This is a genomic window from Allobosea sp. FG18 (assembly GCF_057809495.1).
The window spans coordinates 1-24,759 of sequence record NZ_JBMDKB010000018.1; the positions used below are offsets into that span (position 1 = coordinate 1).

At 63.3% G+C, this 24,759-nt stretch carries 24 protein-coding genes; 8 read left to right on the plus strand and 16 right to left on the minus strand.

Going from position 1 to position 24,759, the window contains the following annotated elements; translation table 11 throughout:
* Nucleotides 1-228: 228 nt before the first annotated feature.
* The 3 genes from ACODTJ_RS19250 to ACODTJ_RS19260 all read right to left on the minus strand — a co-directional run bounded on the left by ACODTJ_RS19250 (nt 229) and on the right by ACODTJ_RS19260 (nt 3,472).
* On the minus strand, nt 229-1,677 hold the full coding sequence (locus ACODTJ_RS19250; protein WP_488849583.1) for a glyoxalase superfamily protein: 1,449 nt from the start codon (nt 1,675-1,677) through the stop codon (nt 229-231).
* 212 nt (nt 1,678-1,889) lie between these two features.
* Nucleotides 1,890-2,543 carry a type IV toxin-antitoxin system AbiEi family antitoxin domain-containing protein gene (locus tag ACODTJ_RS19255; RefSeq protein WP_488849584.1) on the minus strand — a complete coding sequence of 218 codons (654 nt, stop codon included), beginning with the start codon at nt 2,541-2,543 and terminating at the stop codon, nt 1,890-1,892.
* Between the two features lie 86 nt (nt 2,544-2,629).
* Nucleotides 2,630-3,472, minus strand: a complete 843-nt coding sequence (locus ACODTJ_RS19260) for a nucleotidyl transferase AbiEii/AbiGii toxin family protein (RefSeq protein ID WP_488849585.1) — start codon at nt 3,470-3,472, stop codon at nt 2,630-2,632.
* Nucleotides 3,473-3,669: 197 nt separating this feature from the next.
* Here ACODTJ_RS19260 and ACODTJ_RS19265 point away from each other — a divergent pair, with 197 nt between their 5' ends.
* Nucleotides 3,670-4,287 carry a thymidine kinase gene (locus tag ACODTJ_RS19265; protein ID WP_488849586.1) on the plus strand — a complete coding sequence of 206 codons (618 nt, stop codon included), beginning with the start codon at nt 3,670-3,672 and terminating at the stop codon, nt 4,285-4,287.
* An 8-nt stretch (nt 4,288-4,295) separates the two neighbouring features.
* Here ACODTJ_RS19265 and ACODTJ_RS19270 read toward each other — a convergent pair whose 3' ends face one another.
* Genes ACODTJ_RS19270 through ACODTJ_RS19290 form a run of 5 tightly spaced genes read right to left on the minus strand, consistent with a single transcriptional unit; the run spans nt 4,296 to nt 7,140 of the window.
* On the minus strand, nt 4,296-4,988 hold the full coding sequence (locus ACODTJ_RS19270; protein WP_488849587.1) for a hypothetical protein: 693 nt from the start codon (nt 4,986-4,988) through the stop codon (nt 4,296-4,298).
* A 15-nt stretch (nt 4,989-5,003) separates the two neighbouring features.
* Nucleotides 5,004-5,291 carry a hypothetical protein gene (locus ACODTJ_RS19275; RefSeq protein ID WP_488849588.1) on the minus strand — a complete coding sequence of 96 codons (288 nt, stop codon included), beginning with the start codon at nt 5,289-5,291 and terminating at the stop codon, nt 5,004-5,006.
* The gene (locus tag ACODTJ_RS19280; protein ID WP_488849589.1) at nt 5,291-5,638 is read right to left on the minus strand and encodes a hypothetical protein; all 348 of its coding nucleotides are present in this window, start codon (nt 5,636-5,638) and stop codon (nt 5,291-5,293) included. Before ACODTJ_RS19280 ends, ACODTJ_RS19275 begins: the two co-directional genes overlap by 1 nt.
* A complete protein-coding gene (locus ACODTJ_RS19285; protein WP_488849590.1) occupies nt 5,635-6,219 on the minus strand; it encodes a hypothetical protein in 585 nt (194 codons plus the stop codon). Before ACODTJ_RS19285 ends, ACODTJ_RS19280 begins: the two co-directional genes overlap by 4 nt.
* A gap of 3 nt (nt 6,220-6,222) precedes the next feature.
* Nucleotides 6,223-7,140: a hypothetical protein gene (locus tag ACODTJ_RS19290; RefSeq protein WP_488849591.1), complete on the minus strand. Its 918-nt coding sequence runs from the start codon at nt 7,138-7,140 to the stop codon at nt 6,223-6,225.
* Between the two features lie 48 nt (nt 7,141-7,188).
* Here ACODTJ_RS19290 and ACODTJ_RS19295 point away from each other — a divergent pair, with 48 nt between their 5' ends.
* Together ACODTJ_RS19295 and ACODTJ_RS19300 are read left to right on the plus strand one after the other, a co-directional pair.
* Complete coding sequence (locus tag ACODTJ_RS19295) at nt 7,189-7,893, plus strand: hypothetical protein (RefSeq protein ID WP_488849592.1); 705 nt, start codon at nt 7,189-7,191, stop codon at nt 7,891-7,893.
* A gap of 14 nt (nt 7,894-7,907) precedes the next feature.
* Complete coding sequence (locus ACODTJ_RS19300; RefSeq protein WP_488849593.1) at nt 7,908-8,246, plus strand: DUF2958 domain-containing protein; 339 nt, start codon at nt 7,908-7,910, stop codon at nt 8,244-8,246.
* 214 nt (nt 8,247-8,460) lie between these two features.
* Here ACODTJ_RS19300 and ACODTJ_RS19305 read toward each other — a convergent pair whose 3' ends face one another.
* The 5 genes from ACODTJ_RS19305 to ACODTJ_RS19325 all read right to left on the minus strand — a co-directional run bounded on the left by ACODTJ_RS19305 (nt 8,461) and on the right by ACODTJ_RS19325 (nt 17,208).
* Entirely contained in the window at nt 8,461-9,885 is a 1,425-nt protein-coding gene (locus tag ACODTJ_RS19305) for a hypothetical protein (RefSeq protein ID WP_488849594.1), read from the minus strand.
* A 101-nt stretch (nt 9,886-9,986) separates the two neighbouring features.
* On the minus strand, nt 9,987-13,343 hold the full coding sequence (locus tag ACODTJ_RS19310) for a UvrD-helicase domain-containing protein (RefSeq protein ID WP_488849595.1): 3,357 nt from the start codon (nt 13,341-13,343) through the stop codon (nt 9,987-9,989).
* Entirely contained in the window at nt 13,343-16,000 is a 2,658-nt protein-coding gene (locus tag ACODTJ_RS19315; RefSeq protein WP_488849596.1) for a PD-(D/E)XK nuclease family protein, read from the minus strand. The genes ACODTJ_RS19310 and ACODTJ_RS19315 overlap by 1 nt, the downstream gene beginning before the upstream one ends.
* A gap of 147 nt (nt 16,001-16,147) precedes the next feature.
* The gene (locus tag ACODTJ_RS19320) at nt 16,148-16,396 is read right to left on the minus strand and encodes a hypothetical protein (RefSeq protein WP_488849597.1); all 249 of its coding nucleotides are present in this window, start codon (nt 16,394-16,396) and stop codon (nt 16,148-16,150) included.
* Between the two features lie 14 nt (nt 16,397-16,410).
* Nucleotides 16,411-17,208, minus strand: coding sequence for a 3'-5' exonuclease (locus tag ACODTJ_RS19325; protein ID WP_488849598.1), 798 nt, complete (start codon nt 17,206-17,208; stop codon nt 16,411-16,413).
* On the opposite strand from ACODTJ_RS19325, the gene ACODTJ_RS19330 reads away from it, so the two are divergent.
* Both ACODTJ_RS19330 and ACODTJ_RS19335 read left to right on the plus strand, forming a co-directional pair.
* Nucleotides 17,207-17,539: a hypothetical protein gene (locus ACODTJ_RS19330; protein WP_488849599.1), complete on the plus strand. Its 333-nt coding sequence runs from the start codon at nt 17,207-17,209 to the stop codon at nt 17,537-17,539. The two genes, ACODTJ_RS19325 and ACODTJ_RS19330, sit on opposite strands and share 2 nt — an antisense overlap.
* 61 nt (nt 17,540-17,600) lie before the next feature.
* On the plus strand, nt 17,601-17,924 hold the full coding sequence (locus tag ACODTJ_RS19335; protein WP_488849600.1) for a hypothetical protein: 324 nt from the start codon (nt 17,601-17,603) through the stop codon (nt 17,922-17,924).
* A gap of 3 nt (nt 17,925-17,927) precedes the next feature.
* Here the strand turns inward: ACODTJ_RS19335 and ACODTJ_RS19340 are convergent, their stop codons facing one another.
* The 3 genes from ACODTJ_RS19340 to ACODTJ_RS19350 form a co-directional block, all read right to left on the minus strand.
* Nucleotides 17,928-18,452 (minus strand): hypothetical protein, encoded by a 525-nt coding sequence (locus ACODTJ_RS19340; protein WP_488849601.1) that lies wholly within the window; start codon nt 18,450-18,452, stop codon nt 17,928-17,930.
* Nucleotides 18,453-18,576: 124 nt separating this feature from the next.
* Nucleotides 18,577-19,209, minus strand: coding sequence for a hypothetical protein (locus ACODTJ_RS19345; protein ID WP_488849602.1), 633 nt, complete (start codon nt 19,207-19,209; stop codon nt 18,577-18,579).
* A gap of 276 nt (nt 19,210-19,485) precedes the next feature.
* The gene (locus ACODTJ_RS19350) at nt 19,486-21,009 is read right to left on the minus strand and encodes an ATP-binding protein (RefSeq protein WP_488849603.1); all 1,524 of its coding nucleotides are present in this window, start codon (nt 21,007-21,009) and stop codon (nt 19,486-19,488) included.
* Between the two features lie 195 nt (nt 21,010-21,204).
* Here ACODTJ_RS19350 and ACODTJ_RS19355 point away from each other — a divergent pair, with 195 nt between their 5' ends.
* The 3 genes from ACODTJ_RS19355 to ACODTJ_RS19365 are packed head-to-tail and all read left to right on the plus strand — an operon-like array spanning nt 21,205 to nt 24,749.
* Nucleotides 21,205-22,344, plus strand: coding sequence for a hypothetical protein (locus ACODTJ_RS19355; protein WP_488849604.1), 1,140 nt, complete (start codon nt 21,205-21,207; stop codon nt 22,342-22,344).
* A 31-nt stretch (nt 22,345-22,375) separates the two neighbouring features.
* Nucleotides 22,376-23,545 carry a hypothetical protein gene (locus ACODTJ_RS19360; protein WP_488849605.1) on the plus strand — a complete coding sequence of 390 codons (1,170 nt, stop codon included), beginning with the start codon at nt 22,376-22,378 and terminating at the stop codon, nt 23,543-23,545.
* A gap of 10 nt (nt 23,546-23,555) precedes the next feature.
* Nucleotides 23,556-24,749: a hypothetical protein gene (locus ACODTJ_RS19365; RefSeq protein WP_488849606.1), complete on the plus strand. Its 1,194-nt coding sequence runs from the start codon at nt 23,556-23,558 to the stop codon at nt 24,747-24,749.
* The last annotated feature ends 10 nt before the right edge of the window (nt 24,750-24,759 follow it).

A 24,759-nucleotide genomic window follows, 5' to 3' on the forward strand; every position in this document is an offset into this window, starting at 1 on the left:
AACAGGTGGCCGGCTTCGTTTCGGAATCAATGGCCGGCTTCATCGGAATACGCAATCTGTCTTGATCGACCTTATCGGCTTATAGCGGATTCCCGCCATAAGCCGATAAATCAGGCTAAATACCCTCAAAAAGAAACCCCGCCTGCAGCGAGGAGCAGCAGGCGGGGCCAGATGAGACTGCCAGGCTCCGCCACGCTCACGCAGGCATTGTCTGGCAGTGCTTTGAGCCTAGTTCAGCCGCATTTCTGGCTTCGGCTCCGCCTCGGCGAGGACTTCCGCCGCGACGTCTTCGATCCCATCGTTGATCATATAGGTCGCTCCGTCGACCGCGTAGCATCCGATGAGTCTATCAAGGCAATCGGCCGCCTCATTCTCGTCGATCCTCCGAACGAACTCCGGATGATCCGAAATCCACGGCAGGCAGGTTGCCACCGCTTCCAGGACCTCAGCAGGCTCGAAATCCTCGTCAACATCATCGACTGATCCCGCCTCGATGCGCTTGAATTCCAGCTGATCGGCGGGAATGCCAAGATAGGCAGGGAGGCTCGACGCGTTGTGGATTCCGTTGACGTCGACGAACTGTTCGTCGCCCTGGAAGGGGCCTTGATCAGCGGTCAACGACAACAGGATGGCGACATCGCGCTCCTTTTTCCTTGCTCCCCGATCGAGAACGCGAACAAGCGTCGTCCTCCCGATAAGGCCCGCAACACCGGTCATGAAGTGATCGGCGATGTCGTCACCCAAGCAGTAGAGATTGACCAGTGCCCGCTGCGTCTCGCGGTTCGCAATCAGCCGCCCCAGATGCGACCGGTTCGATCCGATGAGGTTGATTTGGCCGACATTGACCAAATCACTTCCCATCGCCGGCGCCCAAGGGACGCGCTTACGAGCAGGGCGGTCCGAACCGAACAGCTTGAGGACCTGGACCAGGTCCGCCATGGTGCCGCCCGCAACGCCGGCATCGACCAAAGCACCAACGGTCGCTTTGAGATCGACATCGGGATCGAGGAGGCGATTCCAGACGAGCCCGAAGGCTTCGGCCACTTCCTGGCGCCCGGCCACTTCCGGACCGACGGCTGCAATGCCGTCTACGATGCGCTGCATGCGCCTCTGCCAGACTACCCCGACGTCCTCCCAACTGGGCATGCGCAGGTGATCGACGCTTTGGGGTTTGACGACTGCCGCCCGAGCGCTTCCAAGCAGGATGCCAGCAAGTGCATCAAGCGGGACCTGCTCTGCATCGAGCACCTTGGCGACCGCAAGGATTGCCTCGGCGCGCTTACCAGTCCTCTCGCGGAAGCATGGCAAGCCAGCAAGCGGCCTGAGAATGGCATCCGCGGGGAGCTTTTCCGCAGCGGGATCGACGCGGGCGGTGAAGGCAAGCTCATCGACGATACTCTCGGCGATGGGACGGCCTACTCCGCCTGCAACGAGTGCCTCGATCGCCCGCTTGCGGCGATCAGCCCGAACCTCGGGCGCAACCTCGTGGTCGTCCTTGCTCGGCTCTGCCTTGCCGGCATCGGCGACGAGCTTGTTCCACGTTGCGTGCCCATAGGCATGGGCGGTGAGTTCCAAGCACTCGCCGAGGGGCTTCTTGATCGCAAATTGATCGAGCTTCTGGCGAAGCAGCTTGGCGACGGCCTTCGGGCGCGTCGTGGTGACGAAATGATGTGTCATGGCAACCTCCGGGTGTAGGTTGGCCTGCTCAACCTCCAGAGGGAGATAATCGAATTGATCCGTGAGATCAGAGAATGCCTTGAAAAAGGCTCCGCCTGAGGCAGGCGCGCAGGGTTATCTCGAACCCTGCTAAGAACTAATCACGCAATCCTTGATCTCGCAAGTGGCAAAGAATGTGTCATCCACATGCGTGGTTAATTGGGCGTGCAGCGTCAGAACCCGAGCTTTTGGCTGAACTTCTCCTCAGCCTCCTCGTCCTCGAGGAAGATTCCCCGCTGAGCCAACCAGGCTTCGACGTACCCGCGCACACCCATCGCATCGGCGAGGCGCCCCACGCGATCCTGGTCGAGTTCCTCGGCCGCCAGATCGAGGGGAGGCGACGCGATCTTCCCCGGGCCGCGCTGGGCGGCCAGATAAAGCCAGTCGCAGAAGGCGCGTTCCGGCGTCGCTCGCGGATAGTCAAAAAGCGGATCCAACCTGTCCGCTACGCTCCCGGCGTAGAAGATGTCCTCGCTGATGCCGATGAACCGGAAGTCGCCGACAGGTGTCTCGATGCGCCGCTTCAGCCCAATGGAGCGCGACGACGCGGGCATCAGGGCCGTCACCACGCGCGATGGATTGTGCGCGATGCCGAGCTCACCAAGAACTGTGTAGAGGCCGACCACAGCCCCGTCGCGAAGCTTCTGGGCCAGCTCATTCGGCTGCACTGACGGGTCGACCGCTCGATTGGCATAGAGGTCGCGCTGGACACGCGACAGAAGGCCGGACGCGATCAATCGTTCCGCGAAACGCGTGGTCGTCTGGTTCGAGGGGATTGAGCCCTCGCCACCCGAGATCCTCACCGCTTCGTCATAGAGTGCCGTCACATCCTCTCGATCCAGAACGCGATGTGCCTCGCTGCTCCGGAGAAGGTCCCCTGCGACCCTGAGGATCAAATGCTGCTCTGCCACTGTCACATACTCATCGCCGGCTGGAGCTCGCGCTCCTCGATCATCTGCATCGCCTCTCGCAACCACCGCTCCACCGTCTCACCGGTGCGCAGCCGTCGCTCTTCCCATGAGCTCTCGGTCAACCGAGCTGCCTCCTGACGCGGCAGGAATTCCCGAAGGGTTTCGACAGCGTGGTCCCAGGTCAGCAGCTCAAGCTTGTCCCAGAGGTTCGAGATTGCTTCCTCGATACCCTTCTTGCCCATACGGGCAAGCAGCGCGATCGGCGGGTTGACCTCCATCGTGATCAGCAGATCGAGATCATAGAGATCGCGCGCCGCCAAACGGTTCGGAGCTGCGAGCGCGACCACCTTGCTGGCCGCGAGGGCGGAGGCCGAATAGCTGTAGACCGACCGGGCTTGGCCGGCCAGGTCCACGACCTGGGTCGTCACGAGCTCTTCGGGCGGCGGGAGCCCGCGGCGTGACACCTCGACGGTCATGTTGATGTGTGACGAGCCAACGATTCCGGCAATCTTGTAACGCTGCACCGTGTCGGTCTGCTTGGGGGTCGTTATGGAAACCTGCTTGAGGAATCCGGTATCCAAAGCCTGGCCCAGCGCCTTCCGGATGATGCCAGAAACGCGCGCTTGAGGCACCTTTGGGTCGCATTGCAGATCCGCGTCCTTGGTCAGGCGCTGTGACCGGTGGGAGGTACGCATGGCCAATCCTCCCTTGAGCACCAATTCCCCGGCCGACGCCGCGAAGATTGCTCCGATCAACCTCGCCTGAATGACATCTCGAACGACATGTTCGACACCGAGGTTGAGGCGCCTAGCCTGCTCTCGGATCTCAACCTCGTCCTTCAGCATAGCACCCTCATTGATATTAGATAAGCACCGAAATCGTGTTTAACTCATATCTTTCGCGATGCCGGAGATCTGGCCGGCCCTTCGAGGGTGAGGCGGCGCCTTGAAACTCACAAAAGCGGTTGAAGGAGAGGCCGCCTGCGTTGCGCCATGCGTCCCAGCCATCGATGCTCCCGGAGAGGAATCGGAAGGCCTGCAGAATGCTGACGCTGAATTACTCGGTGATGGGGGCCGGCAAGTCCGCCCGCCTGCTGCAGGCTGCACACGAGTTCGAGGAGGGCGGGGCCCGGGTGCTCCTGTTCACCAGCGCGCTCGATGACCGCGCCGGCGTTGGCCGCATCGCGTCGCGCATGGGGATCAGCCGATCAGCGCATCCAGTAGCGGTCGATGATGATCTCTTCGGCCTGGTTGCGGCCGCCGCGGAAGATGCCCCGATCGCGGCCATCTTCATCGACGAGGTCCAGTTTCTGGGCGTTCATCACGCGGAGCAGATGATCCGCATCTCCGACGAGCTCGGCATCGAGGTCTTCGCCTACGGCCTCAAGAACAATGTCTTCGGCCATCTCTTCAGCGACACCATCGCCTTCCTCCTGGCGAAAGCCGACCGGCTGGTGGAGATCGCGCGCCGCTGCCATTGCGGCCAGCGCGCCACCCAGATCCTTCGCTACGACCCGGAAGGCCAGGCCATCAAGAGCGGCAACGTCGTCGAGGTCGGCGGTGATGATCGTTATGTGTCAGTGTGCCGGCCGCACTGGAACGCCGGCGACATCGGCCCGATCCTCAGGGCGGGGCTGTTCGGACAATCCTCCGCGGCGTAAGCCAGATGCTACCGGTCGCCACGCATTTCGATCATCCCCATGGCGTCGACGGCCTCCAGAGCGGGTACGCCGCCTTCAACCGGCTGAACGAAGAGAATGCTGCTGCTGGGAACCGGGGTTGGCACGACAAACGCCGACCGGTACGGGATCATGTTGCGCCCGCGGAACACCACGCTGTTGGCATAGTGAGCCCGAACAATCTCTGGATCCTGGATCGCAAGGTCGATCATAGCGATCCTGCTCATCCCGTCTGACGAAGCCCATGCCGCGTCGAGATAGGGCAGCAGCGCCTTGCCGAAGACGCTCATCAGCAAGTCACGGAGATCGGGCCGCGGCACCGCTGATGCCGCTGTAAAAAGAAGGTCCTTGCCGTCGACCAAGACCTCTTCAAGCGGAGCTCGGAAGGCGATCAGAACTGAAGAGGTGTTCTCTCTGGTGCGGTTGTGTTTGAGCGCGTAGTAGAGCGCCGTGTCTCGGTCGGCTGTGGCGTAGACGGCCGGAATTCGAGGGCCGACCCGAAGACTTTCCCTTGGCAGAGGCATCTGCCGCAGGAGCACATCGGGCGGACTGGGCAGGCGATAAAAATCAGGGGTCCAGACCCAAGATTTCGAGTTGAGACCGCCGTCCCTGATAGCCGACACCACGTTGTCGAGCCTTTGGGGAGGGACGGCAATGCCCCTGTAGAAGGTCGCAAGTCCCACTGACGGACCTCGCACTTAAGCCGCAGCGGCGAGGCCGGCCGAACACTTCGGGCAGCGCGCCTTCTTGATCGCCGGACCTTCGCCGGTCCAGCCCGCATTGCGGAACACCTCGGCCGCCCGGTTGGTCGGCACCGCCGCCCAAGCGTCGCTGTTCGAGCCGACGATAACTTCCGAATTGTCGCAACTGGTGCACTCCAGCCAGATCCCGGCGGGACCACCGAAGCGCCCCTGCGCCATCGCAATGCCGTAAGACTGCCTCGTCAGCTTGGCTTCAGCGATCATTTTATCGAAATCCAGAGCCATCACGCCACCTCCACATCACTGTTTTCGGTCTCAAGGACCTTCATCACTTCGTCCAGGATGTCCGTCAGCATGTCGCCGTGGAGATCCCACATGGTGTTGTTCGCCAGAGCCTTCTCCAGCCGAGCGCGAAGAGGGACGTTCTGGTCCTCCATCGGCTCGGCCTTCGACTTCCTTCTTCCCTTGTTCAGGAAGATCTGCGCGCTGATCTGATCGTTCAGTCGACTGAGGGCAGCGGCCTCGTCCGGTCGCAAACCATCCGCGCAGGCGCCTGCGTCGATCCAGCCGTCCGCGTTCTTCCAGACGAGCTCGGCATCGCGCGCTGTGAGCCTGATTACGACACCCTTCATCGCGAAGCCTCCTTCGATGAGATCGGAGAACGCGGCAGGCTTGCCAGCAGCTTTTCTGCCGCCAACTTGGTGTCGAACACCAGTAGCAGCGGGCTAGCCGACTTGCGCTTCATTCGAGCCTTCTCATAGGACGCCAGGCTGGCCGTGCGCCCCATCGCCTGCTCCTCGATGACGACGAAGCGGAAATCCATGTCGTGGTCCGTCTCTTTCAGGCCGAGGGAGAGCGCAGCGAAATGGAGCATCATGGGCACAGCCATGATCGTTGCGCCGGCGGGGCTCATGATGTCGCAACCTTCCGGCTCGAAGGAATTCGAGCGGCGAGGCCCGACCCCGACGTCCGAGAAGGCCTTCATTGCGTAGAGACGGCACAGGTCGGGCAGCCGAAACCTCGCGTGTCCCTCGCTCTGGGACGGCTGCAGCAGGTTGCGTCCGCGCCAGACCCTTTGCAGGACCGCACTCACTCCCGTGACCTTCGCGGCCTCCGCAGGCGAAAACTCGACAGTGAAGAGAGATTCGTAATCAGCCATGCTCAAACCGTAACAGTTGACACGGTTTGTTACAGAAGCCGCAGTGCGTGTCAACTGTTACGGTTTCGGACCAACCTGCCCTCGCGCACCGAGCTCCTTCGCGATGATCGACCTCGCGGAGTTGTCGATCGAGATCTCCTCTCGCGGCCAGCCATCGAGCTCGATCGTGTCGAACGATGTCGCGCGGAGCGCCAACCCAGGCGCCTTCAGCAACGCCGAGGATTTCTCACCACTGCCGATGGCGATATCCCCGAGCTGGATCATCCAGCGCCAGGTCCCTTTCCCGAGATCTCGGTGCTCTTCGAAGCCGAGGTCAATCAGCGCACTGATGTCATCATCGGCGCGCAAGCGATCCACCACGCCTTTGAGGGAGGTAGGCTCACGGGGAGCCGCCGGCTTCTTTGCTTCAGCCGGCGGCAGGAGCAGCAGATGCTCCGGAGGTTTCACGGCGTAGGAGGGCATCGCCCCGCTGGTGTCGACTTGAAAGCCGCGAGCGCGGCGAGCGCCGGGCTCGGGATCCTCGAATCCGAGCGCCATCAGGGTTCGCTCCTGGGCTCGGGTCACGCCGCGGATCGAGTCGAGCATCCTGAAGCTGTCGGAATGGACGCGGACCCAGCCCTCGTATTCCAGCTGTGGCGCGGTCTTCCGAATGAGAGCGTGGGCGATATCGTCATGGGCATAGTAGTCACAGCCCCAGAAGCGGCCAGCGGGCGAGATCCAGCCCTGGTCTGAGAATGGCTTGAGCAGGAAGCGGAACGCGAACTCACGCTCCAGCTCGACGACTGCCTCCGGGACCAAGGTCATAGCCTGAGTGATGTTGTCCCCAGCGACGAAGGCCAGGGGCTTGCCGTCTTCGTAGGGTGTCCGGCGAGCCTTCATGTCGATCCAGAAGACGCCTTCCTCTGTGCGCGCGAGCACGCACCAGCGCGGCATAGCGCCCGCATCCACCAAAAAGAACTGCTCGGGAGTGCTCAAATGCGCGATCCGGGAGTATCAAGCTACCAAGGATTGTGGAATCGATTCATGATCCATGGAAGCGCATCGAACAAATCCGCGGTGGACCGAGACGTGAAGCACAAGGATATCTACCTTGAGACCCTTGGGCAGTTGACTGCCTTCATCCGGGAAAACGGCACCTATGCTCTCCCGAGCGATCGGCCCGAAGTCCACGGCGAGATCCCCCATCGCGGCGCCGTGCTCGCGACTCTGGACGGCATTGTTCCGTCGCAAGATCGCGTCTTCGAAGATTACTGGGACATCAAGGCCACCGCGCTTTCCATGTTCCTTTTCAAGGCTCCCGAGCTGCGCGACGTTTTCGCACCAGTTGCCTGGTACGGCGCGAACCTCTCGCGGTGCGCGGTTCTGGATCCCCTAACGTTCCACGGGCTTTCAGAAACGCTCTTTTTTATCAATAACACCCTCTTCGACGACGACTGGCGCGCCATCTATGTGAAGGACGGCGAACGCCGCGTCGTCAGCGAGACGATCGACGACTTGATCCAGGGCGGACGCTCCACCGCCGGCGTGCGCCACCGCGATCGTCTCGATAAGGACGATGCCTGGATGCTATCGGCCAAGCGCACCGTTCTGAGCTACCGGAACTTCTACAGCGTGTTCGGCGATGACGTCGCCGGCATCATCAACTCGCCGCCGACCCAGGAGCAGCTGCTCGACCTCTGGGTGAACCGCCGCTATTCCGACTTCGCTCCGCACGCGCCTCGGATGTGATGCAGGAGCCTCCGATGACCGATCTCATTCCCGACGACCTCAAGAACACCCTTATCGAGAACGGGAGGCAGGCCGCCGCCGGCGTCGCCATCGATCCGCAGCCGGTGGTGAAGCTGTTCGCACCTTGGACGAACGTGACTTGGTACATTTCGGAGCTCAGCCCGCGCGATCCCCACATCGCCTTCGGCGTGGCGGACTTCAATGGCGAGGTTGAGCTCGGCAATTTCGACCTGCGCGAGATCTCTCGCCTCGAAGGGCCCGGAGGCGATCGCGTCCAGCGCGACCTCTACTTCACGCCCAAGGGCACGATCAGCGATTACTGGAACCCCATTTCGAGCACGCCCAAGCCATGAACATGTCTCGCATTCGGCAGCGCTACAGCGTCCCCGCCAAACGGGGCGCCCGGGTCGAGTACTCAGGTCACGGCTCGCCAATCACCGGGACGATTACGCGTTCGATCCAGGACAACCTCTGGGTTCGCCTGGATGGCAGCAAGCGATCGGTCATCCTTCATCCTGAGTGGGGTCTCCGCTACCTGTCGTCACCCGCCGCGTCCTCGTAGGTCGCTCAGCCTTTCTGCTTGGCCTTTCTCTTCCGTGCCAGGTGATCTGGCAGTCGCCCGACATCGGCGCCGCTACGGACCGTGTAGAGCCGATCTGATGCCACGGCGTCCTCGTCGTCTGGATCTTCGAGGAAGACGAGGCCTTTTGCCTTGCTCGACATGTGAAACATGAGTCTTGTGGAGCGGGCGCTGTCGGGCGTGCTGAACCCGGCGTCGAATTGAAGCGCTCTTCGATCGGCGCCGACTTCCAACTTGCCGACCTCGTTTCCCCGATAGGCGAAATCGATCATCCATCCGCGGGACCGCATTCGTGTGATCAGCTGTTGAAGCAGTTCCTTGTATCCGATGCGCTGGGCCATATCGAGGATCTGGGTCATCTGACCCGCCTCGCTGAAGGTCCAAGCCTTTGTGACCCACTGCTCCTCGGCGGCGACAAGCATGCCGACCGTCGCCGGGATCTCGGACAGAGCTAACTCGGCTGCGCCCGACAGGTCCTCCACCAGAACCTTCCCGATCTTCGCCCTTCTGGCTTCTGTAGCGCTCTCATACCACCAGGTGTCGATGCCAAACTGGTCGAGCTGGCCGGGCGCATATGAGCAAAATTCCTCCAACTCGATCAGCGAGCGTTCGGCCACAAAGATCACCTGGTTTGCGCCATGCTCGCCCTGGACGAGGATTTTCTGAGCCAACGCTCGATGAGCAGCGAGTGCTGCGTCCTTCATGAACTGCGAAGCGACCTCGCTGGGGTCCTCGGCATCAGGAATGGCGTCAACCTCTGCTCGATAATGGTCGACAAGGAGCGGGATCAGCGCGACGCGTGACGCGCCGATGCGGCCGGCGACAAAGGGGCCAAGCGTCTCGTGCTTTACCAGGACCTTGCCCTCCAGCGCCGTCACCTTCCTGGCGCAGGCGATCAAGTCCTTCTGGATGGCCTCGGCATAGGCAAGCCGGTCGGCCCGCGTGATGCCGGTTGGCCTTTCTGACCGGACGGCCGGCAACTCGTACGGCACGAGATCCGCCGACTGGAGGGAGATGCGATTGATTTCGCCCGCGGCGTTGCGGCGGAAGCTTGCGACGGGGAAGAAGCGTTCTCCGCCGGGAAGCTTCGATTTCACCCAGTCGACAGAGCCATCCGCGTGCCTCAACCCGAGGATCGTTCCTACGGCACGAGGATAGATCTCAACCTCCGGAAGTGGCAGTGGATCGACGAGCGCCGACGGTGCCGAGCGGACCGCCCGCGCTCCATTGTCGGTGCAAGGGTGCTTCTCCCAGTCCGGCCAGACCGTATCGAAGAAAACCCGGCCACCTTCTGCGCTCTCGAAAAACCAGACGGTATCGCCGCATACGGGGCAGTGCGCGTTCGGAACAAGCAGATTACCCGTGCCCGCGCCGTCCGCCCGGAACGGCCGGGCCTCTCCCGGCTGACCCACGGACCACTCATCGCGCCGAACCCTGTGCTCGCGAACCTCGAACGTGGTTCCGTAGCGATTGGTCCGAAGGTGCTTTGACCGACTGAAGGTAGACATCGCAGCTACGCAGCGACGCGCTCGACACGGCCGGTGGTCGGGAAGACGATCAACCCAACCGGGACACCTGTCGCCTTCAGATAATCGCCGACCTGGGCTCGATAGGCGAGGATCGTCGCGGGGTCCGGAGCCACATCGCTCTTCCAGTCGACCACCAGTATCGGCCGTTGGCCATCAAAGGCGATGGCATCCGCAATGCCGTAGGTGACCGTGTCGACGCTGCCGGCGCTGGCGAAGCCGTAAACATGGCACTCTGGGACCAAGCGATCCCTGACCGCGAGGATCTCCGGCAGCTGCAGCGCGCGAAGGACGGCGCCAGCGATCTCCGCGGCGACGAAGCCCTCTTCGGCTCTTACCGCCTCGGTGGCGCCCAGCTCAGCCAGCAATTCGCGCGCCCGGGCTCCCAGCGCAGCTGCCTCCTCGCCGACCTCGCCGGTCAGGATCTCTTCCGCAAGCTTGTGCATCACCAGGCCGCGAATACGTCCGCCCTGGATCGCAGGCGCTGCGGCCGCGGTGTCCATCTCTTCCGTCGCGGTGACAACGACCGCGTCCTCGTCGACAGCATCGGGCTTGTCTGCATCCTCGTGCCTGGACGGTGACTTCCAATGCAGGCTTCTGGAAGCGGCGACCACACGAGATGCCTCATCGGCAAAGACATCGCGGGTCTGCTGGTTCGCGCGCGGCGCGGCCGCGGCCGGCAGCTCCGGTTCATAGGCCGAGAGATCCAGAGCCGAGAGATCGCCCAACGCCAGGTCGACCACACCGATCCAGCTGCCGCTGGCCACGCCGGAGGACGGCCGGGGCACGATGAGAAGCTCACGCGCCCGCGTCGCGGCGACATACCAGAGGCGAACACGCTCGCGCGTGATCTCGGCCTTCTCGCCCTCGGCAGCCTCCGCGAAGCCGTCGGGCGCGATCCCGAAGACCTTCGTGTAGAGCTGACCAGTCTCGCGGCTGATGACGGTCGATACGCCTTCCTTCAGCCCAGTTGACGTGTTCACCGGGATGACTACCGGCCATTCCAAGCCCTTGCTGGAATGCATGGTGATCAGCGAAACCGACTGCTCCTGCGCATCTGGCCGGCCCTCGCCAGCGCGCTCTTCATCCTCCCAGGCCGTCGTCATTGCTTCCGCAAAGGCTCGCAAGCCGCGAGCAACGTAGCTCCGGGACATGCCGAGATAGAGATCGACATTCGCGAGAGCCCGTTCGGCCTGGCCCTGATGTCGGGCGAGCAGCGTCGGACGGATACGGAGCTCCGCCACGGCTTGCGAGAGCAGGTCGTAGGGCGTGGTAGCGTTGCTCCGGCGCCAGAGGCCCTGCAGGCGCTCCAGGACGTCCCTGGCGACCGGATGAGTGACGAGCTCGGGCTCAGTGCGCAGGGAGAAGCGTTCCTTGCCATGACCGGTCTCGCGCTCTGGAAGGGCGAAGCCGATGTCGAGCAATTCCTCCTCGGTCAGGCCGACGACCGGGCCACGCATCAGCGCGCCGAAGGCGAGGGTGTCGCGGCTGTCTGCCAGGACGCGGGTGACGGCGATCAGGTCCTGGATCTCCTGTCGCCAGAAGAACCCCTTGCCGGCCTGGGTCGCGACGGGAATTCCATAGCGTTCCAGCGCTTCTTCATAGCGCCACAAGTCCGTGCCGGTCGGCGCAAGAAGCGCGATGTCGCCGGCCCGGCACAAGCGTCTGCCACCCGACAGATGATCGGTGACCTCGGCGCTGCCGATCATCCGGGCGCAGGTCTCTGCGACCGCCTCGGCCTCAGCGTTGCGGATAGCGTCCGCATTCGCGTCGTCGTCAACCCAGACGTCGAGCGCGGTGACGCAAGGATGACTGCCGACGTCGTCGTGGAAATGATCGAGCGCGGTGAAGCCCGGCTGGTCATTCTCGACCGACAGCGGCAGTTCGAACCGGCCGTTCACGAACTCCAGGATCGACTTGCAAGAGCGGAAGTTGGTCGCAATCGACAGGACAGCATCGCTCGATTGCGCGGAGATCGCCTCTCGGGCCTCGACATAGGCACGCACGTCGGCGCCGCGGAATCGATAGATCGCCTGCTTCGGGTCACCCACCAGGAAGAGGGCGCCAGGCCGAAGAACGCGCTGCTGCCAGGGCGTCTCGGGCGTCGGCGCCTCGCCGCAAAGGCGCCAGAAGATCTCGGCCTGCAGCGGATCAGTGTCCTGGAACTCGTCGACGAGGACGCGGCGATAGCGCTGCGACAACGCGACCCGGACAAGCTCGTGGTCGCGCAGCAAATCGCGTGCCGCGTAGATCAGATCATCGAAGTCGAGCAGTGCGGCTTCGCGCTTATAGTCGCGGAAACGTTGTAGAAGGGGGCGGACCTCCTCCATCAACGCGGCGAGCAAATGAGCACCGGCGCCGACGATGAGCGCGCCCCAGGTTTCCTTGCACGCGGCGAAATGGCCGTCGGCCTCGGCGAAGAGGCGATCTGCCTCAGCGACCGACAATCCACCCGCCTTGGCAGCGTTCTTCCAGCCGGTCTTCCTCTGATAGGCGCGCAGCGAGCCCGCTTTGGTCGCAATCCGATCGGAAGGCTCGATGCGGATCAGATGGCCGAGCGCCCGAGCGCCCGAGGCGTCACGCGCTGCGACCACCTGGTCGACCATTTCCTCCAGGTCCGCGACCCATAGCGGGGTGTCCGCGTCCCATACGGACAGGCTGCTGATGAAAGTCCGGAAGCCGGACACCGCAGAGACGAATGCTCCTATCAGCTCCGCCAGGGGGCGGGCCGGCGGCGGCAGCACATCACGGCGCTGACGCATCGCGTCAGAGACCCGATTGATTGATGCTACGGTCTCGCCCGGGTCAATGCCGACGAGTTCGATCAGCAGCTCACTTCCACCTTCGCCCAACCGCTCGCGTATCCACGCGTCGCGCAGATCATTGAAGGCAAGCTCGGCGTCGTTTCTGTCCGCGACACCTGCACCCGGATCGATATTCGCCTCGGCAGGATAGGGGCTGATGAGCCTTTGGGAGAACCCGTGGATCGTCGAGACGGTCGCCTCGTCCAAAGTGTCGAGCGCATTGCGCAGATGCCCGAGCTGGGCTTCCGACGGCCCGTCGGGAAGCGCGAGCCGGAGCTCGACAGGCACCTCGCCAGCCACAAGCCGTTCGACGAAGAGACGAACGCGCGCCAGCAGCTCGCTCGCGGCGAGCTCAGTGAAGGTGACGGCCGCAATGCGTCTGGGCAACTCGCCCTCAGCCAGCAACATCGTCACGCGACCCGCCATGACAGCGGTTTTCCCGGAACCCGCGCCAGCCTCGATCAGGAGCGAGCGATCATGCTCCGTCATCGCGGCGAGCCGCTGGGGCTGATCCGACAACATGCGAACGGGGGCGTTCATCACTTGACCTCCCAGATGGCGGCCGCGTCATCGAGCGCCAGCGTGGCCGGAGCACGCTTTCGGTTGAACCAGCCTTTCGCCGCATTCGCCGGCAGGGCGAAGCGCAGATCGTTATAGGCAATGGCCGTGTCGGGCCCGGGCAGGGCTCGCCCGCCCTGAAGGTTGGAGCGCGCTGCAGCCAGGAAGATCGAGAGCTGCTCCAGGACTTCGTCGGCATTCGCCAGGGGCAGGCTTCGGCCATGACGAGGGAAGTTCAGGGCTGCCTCCACCTCGATGTCAGACCCGAGCAGCTGTTTCACAGCGAAGGCATAGAGCGCGCGCTGGATCTCCTTGCCGCCATCCAGGACGTACTCATCCGCCGATCTGGGCGGTCGGCCGGTCTTATAGTCGTTGACCCTGACCTTTGAGCCGTCTCCGGAGATATTCAGCCGGTCAATGGCGCCAGTGATGCGGAAGCCGGCGAGCGGAACGATGACTGCCTCCGCGGGATCCCAGGGCAGCTCGATCGAGGCGTCGACATCCTCACGAGAGAAAGGGACTTCGGCGTAGCTACGCTGGTCCGGAAGCGGCACCTCATCCTCCGGCCGGACAATCGCCACCGCAAGCCCACGCACCTCCGCAAGCGTTCTCGTCCAAATCGCCGCCGGCGGAACAGCGCGCTCAGCCTCGAAGCGGCGCCTGGTGCTCGCCAAGGCGCGATCGATGGCAGTCTGAACAGCAACGGCATCGGCGTTGATCAGTCCGCCCTCGGCCTCGAGGGCGATGACGGCCGTTTCCAGCACCCCGTGCAGAATCTCGCCAAATTCCCGGTTGTCGAGCGTGAGCGGATCGATCCCCACCCGAGGCGTCTTCCAGCCGAAACCGTAGCGCCAGACGAAGCCGAGCGGATCACGCAGAAGTCGCTTGAGACTGGTCGCCGACTGCATCCGGTCGAGCAGGCCTTCGATCATCGGGTGATGCGCACGGATCAGACCGTCATGGGCCGTGACCTCCTCGCGGAACCAGTCGATCCAGCAGCCTTCCGCGGAGCGCGCCAACGGCGAGAGGCGGAACTCCGCCGACCTGGCCATCAGCCGATCGACCTCGCTCATGGCGTGCGCCGGCACGTCGTTACGCTGCAGATAGGTTTCTTCAGCAGCTCTCCCGTGAAGGAGCGGGCTCTTGCCGAGAAGGCGCCCCTCTCCGTCGCGTCGCGGCCTGGACAGCACCAGCTCGGTCTCGGTGGTCGCGACAATGGTGTCGAAGTCGCGCCGGTCAGCGACACCGATCGAAAGCGGTGAGAGTTCATTGGTCGGAACGACGTGATCAGGCAGGAGCCGATCATCGCTCCCCATGCGGGGCCAACCGCGCGAGGTGAGCCCGAGCAGCCTGACGAAGGGGCGGGGTGCCGCGGCGAGTGCGGAAGCCGGCATCCAAGCGACCGCCGACGGCGCGTCCCTGCTGTCGTCGAGACAGCGGAGGCCTTCAAGGTTGAGCGGCAGTGCCACGACAGGACCGGCCTCGACCCCGCGGCGCCAGATCGCGAGAGCTGTCGGCGGCAGCACGGCCCGGCCAATCTCCTCGGCATCATCGAGCGAGCCGGTGATGGTCTCGACGAGCCTGCGCAGCTCTCCGGTATGATCAACCTCGTCGGGCCAGCACGCGGCCGTCAGGTTTGCAAACAGCCTCTGCCAGGAGGCAGGGGTCGCCATCGGCGCATCCTCTGGGATGACGCGCAGCCAGCCCTCGGGAAGCGTCTCGAAAAGCCCGCAGCCTCGGCACAGCGACGCCAGGCGACGCATCCGAGAGTGCGTGATGCCGCGAACGAGAATCTCGGCGAGCGCCGCGGCTGCCTGACCATCCCGGCTCGCCAGAGCGCTGGTGCCGTGGACGAACTTCAGATCGAGATTGGCGTCGGCCCGCAGGGTGTAGAAGTGGTCGTCATAGTCGGCAGGGCTTGCGGCCGCGATCGCGATTTCGTGGGGCTTTGCGCGGCCTGAGGCGATCAGTTCTCGGGCCCAGCGCAGCGCCTCGATCGCCTCATGGAGCGCGGTGGATGCGCTGATCACCTGCAGGCTCGGCTTAAGGCTCGGTGACCGCTCGACGATCACGCGGCTACCTTCCAGCCAGTCCGGTACGTGCCGAGGCCCGGCGATCCAGCGGACCTCGACATGCTCCGCGAGCTCCAGGAGAAGAGGGCGCCAGCACCGCGACATATCGGTGAGGCCGCGCACCTCGATCGGCCCGAGGATCTTGGCCGCCTGCCGGAGCCGCTTCCTGGCCCGCTCGACGATCAAGCCGGGCGGCAGCATGCCCTCTGGCAACTCTTGGAGGACTGCAGCCTCCAACGCAGCGATCGCGTCGATCCGCGGCTGGCCTGCGCGCTCTTCGAGATCGATCCCAGCCCGCCAGATCTTGTGAAGGGTGTTGGCGCCTGCGCCGACCATGCCAGGCAGGTTCTTGATCGCGTCGAGCTCGCCGAGATCGGTGGCCGGCAACGCCTTCTGGAGCGCCTTGCGCAACGAGTCCTGATCGATGGGTCGTACGAAGCCCCCGGCCAAACGCGCTGCCACTGCCTCGAAAGTGGCAACCAGCACGCCGAACTGGCCTTGCTTCGCCAACTCCACACGCAGAGCCCGGCTTGCGAGCTGTCCGTGGGTGATGATCGTCGACCGCATCCTGCGCTATCCCCCAGCGTTTCTCGAACTCAAGCCTGATCGCGCGGCCTGTCAGGAGATGTCAGCAGCGACGCTCCCTTGCGCTCGGATATGCAGCGCCAGATTCAACAGAAGGTCCATAGTGATAGCCGCGCTGTCCACGGCTGGTCAGCGAAAGCTGACGCAGTAGGCCTGGCTCCTGAAAAAGCCGGATGGGCAGGCCTTGCCCTCGATCTTCGGGACTGCGCGCTTCGCATCATCGCGGAACGCCTCGCAACAATCGGCACTGGCGAAGTAACCGGTCGGGCAGATCCCGGTCTTCGCGATCCGGTCCTTACCGTTCTTCGGCAGGCAGTAGCTCGCCGCCACGACGGGACCTGGCAAGAGCAAAGCGACCAGGATGGTTAGCTTCAGCATTCGTCGAGCATGCCTCAACGCCGCGCGTAGCGCCAAGGCACAGCCTCTTCCGGTTCAAAGCCGGCGGAAACGATGTCGCGCATGATCAGCAGGGCGTCGGCGGTCAGGTCCGCGTCGAGGAGTGCCCCGTGCCCAGCCAGGCGGCGGCTTCGGTCCAGCGAGAGCTTGTCGCAGACTGCATCGAGGCTCTTGGGCGCGCGCGGAAACAGTTCTGCGAATAGCGTCTGCGTGCACAGCCAGCGGCCGGGCAGCGGCTTCTCACCCCATTGCGCAAGGCGCATCCGAGCAAGCTCGTGCGACAGGAGATCCCTCTCGTTGTCGATTGCATGCGCTACGATGGGATCTCGCTCCCCGAGGAAAGCGAAGAAGCGCTCCTGCAGCTCTGCGAACCGCGGCGCCTTGCGCAGCTCGCCCGCGGTAATGCCATGGATACCGCGCGCCACATGGCTTACCGGTCCTTCGGGGTTCACTTTGCTGTAGAAGCTCTCGCCTTTTCGCCAGCCGCTACCTTCTCGCAGCAGCTCGACAGCGCCGATCTCGATGATAACGCCGGGCAGGCGAACCGATCGCGGCGATCGAATCATCTCGATCCTCACCTTGGGTCGGTTTCCAGTGCCTTCGAAATCGATGACGACCAACCGGTCGGCGCGATCGATATCAGCGAGATCCACGACAAATCCTTCGTATTCCTGGGAATTCTTGACATTCCCTAACGCTAAATTCCATCGTCCGGGATAAGTTTCGGTGGATGTCGGTTTGTGGCTTTCACCGGCGAAACCCACCATCGAGCTCCCATCAAGGAGATCGAGCATGCTCGCGAACGATATCGCAAAAGCCGTCAGCACCATCACCGAGACGCTCGACAACAGCGGTCCGCATGACGACCATATTGTCGAGGCGTTGGCCGGTCTGAAGGAAGCATCGGCTGACTGGAAGGCCGCCGGCGGCCAGCTTTGCGACAGCCTCGCGACCCTCATCGCCGTCAACCAGATCCATGGTTCGATGATCGTTGCCCATGGCGACGAGCCGCCGGCGGAAATCACGCAAGCCTTCACGTTGTCGAAGGACCTCGTCGACCTCGCGGAGCGCGCCGGCTTCGTCGTCAACGATCCAGAGCCCTCGCTCCCGTCGCCTGCGATGTGAATTCGAAACGGCGTTGTGGCTTTCAGCGGCCGAGGGTTCAAACGGGTCAGGAGACCCCAAAATGCTCAGTGCCGAATTCGTTTGCGACGCCACCAGTGCCATCAGCCACCTGATCGGCGATTTCGACGTGGTTCCTGATGCCATCTCATCCAGTGCTGCGATCCTCAACGAGGAGGTCGCTGCCTGGGCAGAGGCCGGCGCCGACGGCCGCGACACGATCGAAATCATGCTCGCCGCCAACAACCTCCACGAGCGCCTGAACCAGGTCTTCGGCGCCGACCTCCCGGAAGAGCTGGTCGGTGCCTTCGATCTGTCCCGAGCTCTCGCGGAGCAGACTGAAATTGCGCTTCCCGAGCTCCATGCCGGCCCCGCATTCGGCATGTGAGGTTCACCCTCCGCGCCACTGGGTGCGCCGGTGGCGCTTCCAGCTGCGCTCGCAATGCCGCGTCACATCATCGTAATCCGAAGGAATGGACCGCCGGGCCGCGCGTTCTCGCGCCCCGTCACCGTCCACCTTCACGCCCGCGAGATACCGGCGCTCCTGGGTCGTCCGGACGGGGCGGTTCCACGCATAGCCGCCGCGGCGGCCGGTGAACGGCACCGGTCCGCTCCGGAAGGCAGGCATCGGCGCGTTGCTGCGCCAGAACGAATACCCGAGCGAAGGCGTCAGGCGGTCACCCAGCTCTTCGCGAATCCACCAGACGGGAATGTCGAGCCCCATCTCATCGCGAATGGCAACGCGTCCGACATCCAGCAGCGGAGAGGGTGGGCGTTCGAGGTCGAGCAGAATGGCGACAAAGCGCCGATATCCAAGGCAGGCTAAAGCCTCGACAAGATTCTCAAAGCGAGCGGACGCGCCGCTGCGATCGCGCACCTCTACGGCGACGATCTCGCTCCAGTCCGGGGTATCCATGGTGTTTCTCCGTCAGGGTGGTCCCTAACGGAAGACGGTGGCCTCGCTCATAATGCTCTCCATCAAGCGCTGCCTTGTTATCATCTGAAGGATTGGATTTCCAGTCCTTCAGATGAGGACGTGATCAAGGCGTGGTCGATCTCGCACGCATGGAATCGATCGCCGCGGGCGTTACCGCCTTCACTAGGTCGGCAGCCGTTTCCCAGATTGTCCGGCGGGATTCGTTACCGGCGGCCATCCCACAGGACGAGACACCGATAGAGCCGACGAGATCATCGCCTCCTGAGAATGGGCCGATCATGTGGACATCGACGCGAATATCCCGGCCATCCCAACGCGCGCTCTGACGCATTTGCACCCAGGTATCGGTTACCGCTGGATCTCCGATGAAGGCGCCCTCGACCCGGTCGGTGATCTCGATCCGGCCCTCATCGCAGATGAAGCCTGCCGGACCGCCCCGGGGCCCGTTTGAGACAGGCACCTCGGGATAGGACGCAGTGACGAACCAGTATCCGTCCCCGCAATGCGGGCATTCGCCTTTCAAGAGGGTCGCGTCGTATTCGGTATAGGCCGTCAGTGGCGCAGGGGGCTCTTCCACGAACGGCACGGTATCGCCGTCTGACGCTATGTACCTCGTAGCGGTCTCCAGCGGCGCCTTACCGAAGAACCCCGAGTTTGGCCCTACCTTCCAGAGCCATTGCTTGCAGCTCGGACAGGAAGCCACATACTCGGTCTCAATGCGGGTGAAGATCGTCATCGTCGGGCCTCTTGCAGCTCTAGGGGAAGCGCCGCGGTGCGACGGCGGACGCGGGCACGAGATCTGCTGCGCGTTCTCGGCCAGTGTCGGTCAGCGCCCCGGCAGCATCGATCCAGCCGCGCTGTCGCAGTGCACGCTCCGTTTGTCCGGCTCCGCCATACATCGAGCGCCCGCTCAAATGCCCCCATGCGGGACGCCCCTGGTAGAGATTGATCAGGACCCTGGCCATCGCCGGCGAGCAGCGTTCAGGCTTCGGCGGATTGTTGCTCGGCTTCATCAAACTGCCCCCGCAAGCGCTCGCGCCGGACCGGCCGGATTCCCGGGCTTGGTTTCCCAGCCGAAATCGGGAAGTGCGATGATCCTCTGCCCCTTCATGTCCTTGCGCACGGTGATGAAAGCCCCTTGTTCGAGCTGCTGAACCCGGCTGCGCGCGCGCCCGGCCGAATGGCTCCCACAAACGCGGGCGAGATCCGCGTCCGTCGGGCAGCTTTCTCCCACCGAAGCCGCCTTCAGAAGCGACAGATAGATCGACTGCAGCTCCTCCGGAACCTCACTGGTCGCGAAGGTGATGGCGCGCTCCATGTCTGGATTCTCCGAGTCGGAGCCATCAATGCCCGCGCGAGCCACGGTCAGCAGCTTCCTGAATGCGCCGAGATCGGGCTTAGGACCGGCCACCTTCTGGATACGGCAATGCACGAGAAAATCCTGATAGAGCACGCCTTCGGCCTTAAACGACGCGTCGGCCTCACCCATGATGGTCGCGAGGATGTTGCGCAACGCGATCCCGCGCGCGGCGTTGTCGACCTCGACGGCCTCGTCGAGCGTGTTCGCATCACCGATCTCTTCGACCTGGGCCTCGCGCTCGACCGCCGCCAGGAGATCATCGGTCGATTGTGCCGGCGGCGGAGGGCGACGGGGAACGCGCGGCGCCGGCGTAGGCAGGGCTGCGAGGATTAGATCGCGCGCCTCGTCGCCCATGGGGGCCGGCGGAGGAGTGAGCTTCGGCGTCGAACCCCGGGCATGAGTCTCGACGGAGCCAATGCGAATGGCGAGCGGCTTGCGCGAAAGCGCCGGCCCAAGGGCCACGAACTGCCCCTTCTGGAGTTCGCGGAACATCTCCGCCTGTCGGCGATCGAGACCCAGGAGATCGGCCGCCCGTGCCATGTCGATATCGAGGAAGGTACGGCCCATCAGGAAGTTCGAGGCTTCCGCGGCGACGTTCTTCGCGAGCTTCGCGAGGCGCTGGGTGGCGATCACGCCGGCTAGGCCGCGCTTTCGGCCGCGGCACATCAGGTTGGTCATGGCACCGAGCGAGATCTTGCGGGCTTCGTCTGAAACCTCGCCAGCGGCCGCCGGCGCGAACAGCTGTGCCTCGTCGACGATGACGAGCGCTGGATACCAGAGCTCGCGGGGAGCGTCGAAGAGCGCGTTGAGAAAGACCGCCGCTGCCTTCATCTGCATGTCGACTTCGAGCTGATCGAGATTGAGCACGCATGACACCCGGTGCTCGCGGATGCGGCCCGCAATCGCTTCCAGCTCGGCCTCCGAGCGGTTGGCGTCGACGACGAAATGTCCAAATCGGTCGGAAAGCGACGTGAAATCGCCTTCGGGGTCGATGATGACCTGCTGCACATGCGGCGCGCTCTGTTCCAGCAAGCGCCGCAGCAGATGAGACTTGCCTGACCCGGAATTGCCCTGGACGAGCAGGCGGGTCGCCAGCAGTTCCTCAATATCGATCGTGGCCGGCCCTGAAGCGACGCCAGCGGCACTACTCACGCCGAGCTCGACAGCAATTGTCATTCAAACCTCGAATTCACTACCCCACCTTGATGGAAGGGATTGCCCGCTCTGATCAAGGACCGCACGACGGCCCATCCACCGAATCCATGTGGGAAAGAAGGATTACCGTCGCAGTGGAAAGGATCGATCGAAAAGCGCTTCGAAGGTGTCTCTTTCAAGCGCGGGCTGTAAAATGCCCGAAAGGAGTCTTTCTCGATGGCCGTCGTTAGCGTTGCCTACCAGGTTCCGATCACCTTCATCCCACAGGGATCGAGAAAGCCACGCACCGAGATTTTCGTGCGGTCGATCGACGTCGAGGTTCCGGAGATTGGCAGCCCCGACAATCCCGAAGCGATCAACGTGGAGCTCGTGTTTCCGGAGCCGCCGCAAAGGCGCTTCTATTATATGTCTGAAGATTTGATCCAGGCTCATCGGGACGACATCCGACGTGTGGGGCACGATGGCCGACTCTGGGCTGACTGCGCCCGTGAAGCGCACCACCACTTCGTCGAATTCTGCGATGCAAGAGTCGCAGACGGCGTAGATCTCAGGGGCGCTATCAGAGACAACTTCGCCGAGCGTTACTGGTCCAAGAAGCCCGACATCCTTCCGCCACGAGGCTTCCTTGCGCGCATGCCCGGCAATCCGCGGGAGCCCCTTGCTATCAACCTTGGGGCGCGAGCCAGAAATCCTGGTGGCGGATTGGATGAGCCGCGTGGCCCCTACCAGATCATCCAGAACCTCGATGCCGATCGACAGGCGAAGGCTCGCAGGTTCGTCGAGGCGAACATTATGGTCGCTGCGGGCAAGCTTTTCATTGCGACGCCGCCGCCTGCGTTTGTTGGGCGCCGGGCATGGCGGCACGGGATCTCAGCCACCCAACGCGAGGCAAGGCCGGGACCAGCACTGGTTCACTTTCGGGCGGACGACGAGCCATCCTTTCTCGCGAATATCATGGAGCGCTACGGCAAGGCCGAAGACTCCTATCAGGACTGCATGTTTGCCCACCTCCAGGGCGAAATGGACCGCGGGTACCTCGATATCGATCGGGTTGACCTGGCCATCGAGGGCTTGAAGCTGGCGATGCCGCAGTTCTCAAAGGGCTTCAGCGACCTTCCTGACGACAGCATCGATCGCTGGATCGAGCTCCGGCACGCCGTCGCAACCTGGAAAGACGCGAAAGGCGACCCGGCTGCGATCGTCGCGGCGGTGGATGCTTTTCACTCCAGCATCCCCCGCGAGATCAAGAGCGTCGCCAGAAGCTCGAACATGCAGTTCGACGCCTTCCTGAAGCTGATGAAGACCTTCGATCTTTCAAACCGTCCCGTCCTCGAAGCGTCCTCTCCGACCCTTTGACCTCCTATCCGCTCGTTCGAGGACCTCGACCGTGAAATTCAACCTTTCCACGCCGTACACCCTGGAATATCGGACCGCGAAGTCGCGGCTTTCGCGCACCGTGACGCTGGCGGACCGGTTCGACGTGGAGATCCCGGAGATCTCGCGGTTCGACGAGGACGATGCCCTGCGCGCGCGCTTCGTTCCGTACGACCGCTACCAGAAGGAGCGCGAGCGCCATCTCAATCGCGAGAAGAAGCATATCGCTCTCCTCAACAATGACATGCATCTGCGCGGGTTCGACGGTAGGCTCTGGGCCGATTGCGCCAGCGATAGCCGGACGCAGACACCTGACCTCCTCGCGGACGTGCTCCGGATCGGAGAGGAACGCTACTATGGCAGCGATTATCCGAACCGCATCATCCAGAACCATGTCTCCAAGAATGGTCGGGCTCATCCCGCCGGCGGGTTCCTCCACTGGCTCGACACAAACGAGGACAACAACCGTCGCAAGCGCTTCCTGATCCTGCGAAGTGACGGCGAGGCCACCGTCGAAGGCGCGGAATACGCACGCCCCGACAACATCGCCGAGATCATCGACGACCAGCGCGACCGCGTTCGGCAGGAGGTCACCGACTACGCGCAGAAGAACTTTGTCGTTCAGGATGGCCGGCTCTTTGCCGCTACGCCGCCTCCGGTTTGGATGGTGGGCGCCGAGCCCAATTGCGTTTATCGCGGCGCCCTGCGAGCGGCGAAGCCGATGCCAGGCCGCGTGCTCTTTCGCATCGATGACAAGGCCGGGTTCGAAGGGATCATCCCCCATATTTCGGCAGCGAAGCACTACACGCCGTTCTACGAGGATGTGGAGATATTTGCGGCCGATCGGACCTATCTGGCAATCGATCAAGTGCATTTCGCGATCGAGGGGTTGAGGGGAAAGCTCACCCTCGCGGCCACGGGCTTTTCTGACCTTCCGGACGAGACGCTCCATCTCTGGAAAGAGTTCCGCAGGGCGATCAATGCCTGGGACCCGATCGACGCAGATCCGGGGAAGATCCATGAGCTCGGGAAGAGCTTCATCGACGCGGTCCCGAAGACCAACAATGTCAAAACCGCGCTCGGCCCCGACTTCAAGGCCTTCTGCGCCCTCATGCCGATGCTCGATCTCAGGCCTCGGATCAAGCCGGAAGATGATCCGGAACTTGCGAACCTGACGCTCTGAGGCCTGACTAATGAAATTCTCCGTCGCCTTCGAATACTCCGTCGTCTACTTCCCTCGCGGCGCGCGCAGGCCCCGCGAGGAGATCCTCTACGCGACCAGCGAGATCGAGATCCGGGAGCTCGACGGGGACTTCCACTCTCCTGATGCGTTCGTCGCCAGGAACCCCACGGAGAATGCCCTGAAGGTCTACCGTGAGCGCGCCGAGCAGCAGAACCTCGTCGACTGCCTTGGCCGGCTGAGTGGGGACATCCATCTCCGGGGCCATGATGGCGTGCTCTGGGAAGACACCTGGCGCACCGCGTCCGAACGCTTCTTCGATATTGACGGCCCGCAGCTGCGCGAAGGCGCCGATATCCATCGCGATCCCGACTTCGCCCGCCGCCTCCGCCTTTACAGCTCTTCACGTCCGGATAGCGAGCCGCAAGCAGGCGCCATTCACTGGCGGCGCTGGGGGCCGAGGCAGGATGCACGCGCAGAATTGCTCGTCCTGCGCCAGGCCGATGAAGCCCGCATGCCGGGACGCTCGAAGGATCTGGAGCGCCCCATGAAGGAGCTGATCTCCAGCGGCCTTGATGGGGCGCGCAGAGACGTCGAGACCTACGTCCAGAGCCATTTCCTGTGGGCTCACGGAAGCCTTCATATGAAGGTCCCGCCACCGGCTCGCTCCTTCAGCCGGGAGAACGGGTGGTTCGCGATGAAGAACCACATTCGGGGATCAGATGCGCTCGCCAGTGGGGCCTATTTCCGCTTCGACGAGTACGATCAGGTGAAGCAGATGTCGGAGAAGTTCGCCGGCCGTGCTCGCCAGGTCGCTGACTACCTTGGCGGAGACATCCAGGCGACGTCCGTGGACCGGGACTACATGGCCATCGACAAGGTGGATCTGGGCATCAGAGCGTTGCGGCGCTCTCTGCATCGGCTTCACGACGGCTTCAGCGAGCTTCCGGATCGATGCCTCGAAAAATGGATGCAGTACCGGCGCCTGGCCGATTCCTGGTCGCCCGTAGAAGGGGATCCGCGCAAGATCATTGAGGCCTTCATTGAGTTCCGGGACGCCATCCCGCGACAGGAGAAGATCGGCAGCCTCGTCTTCGACCAGCTCTCGATGCAGTGCCTCCCTTTCCTGGAACAGGCGCCGACCCTCGACTTGCGAGAGCGGGTCCGGCCCGTCGACGACATCGAGCTTGCTGCGCTCTCGCTTTAGACGATAAGCG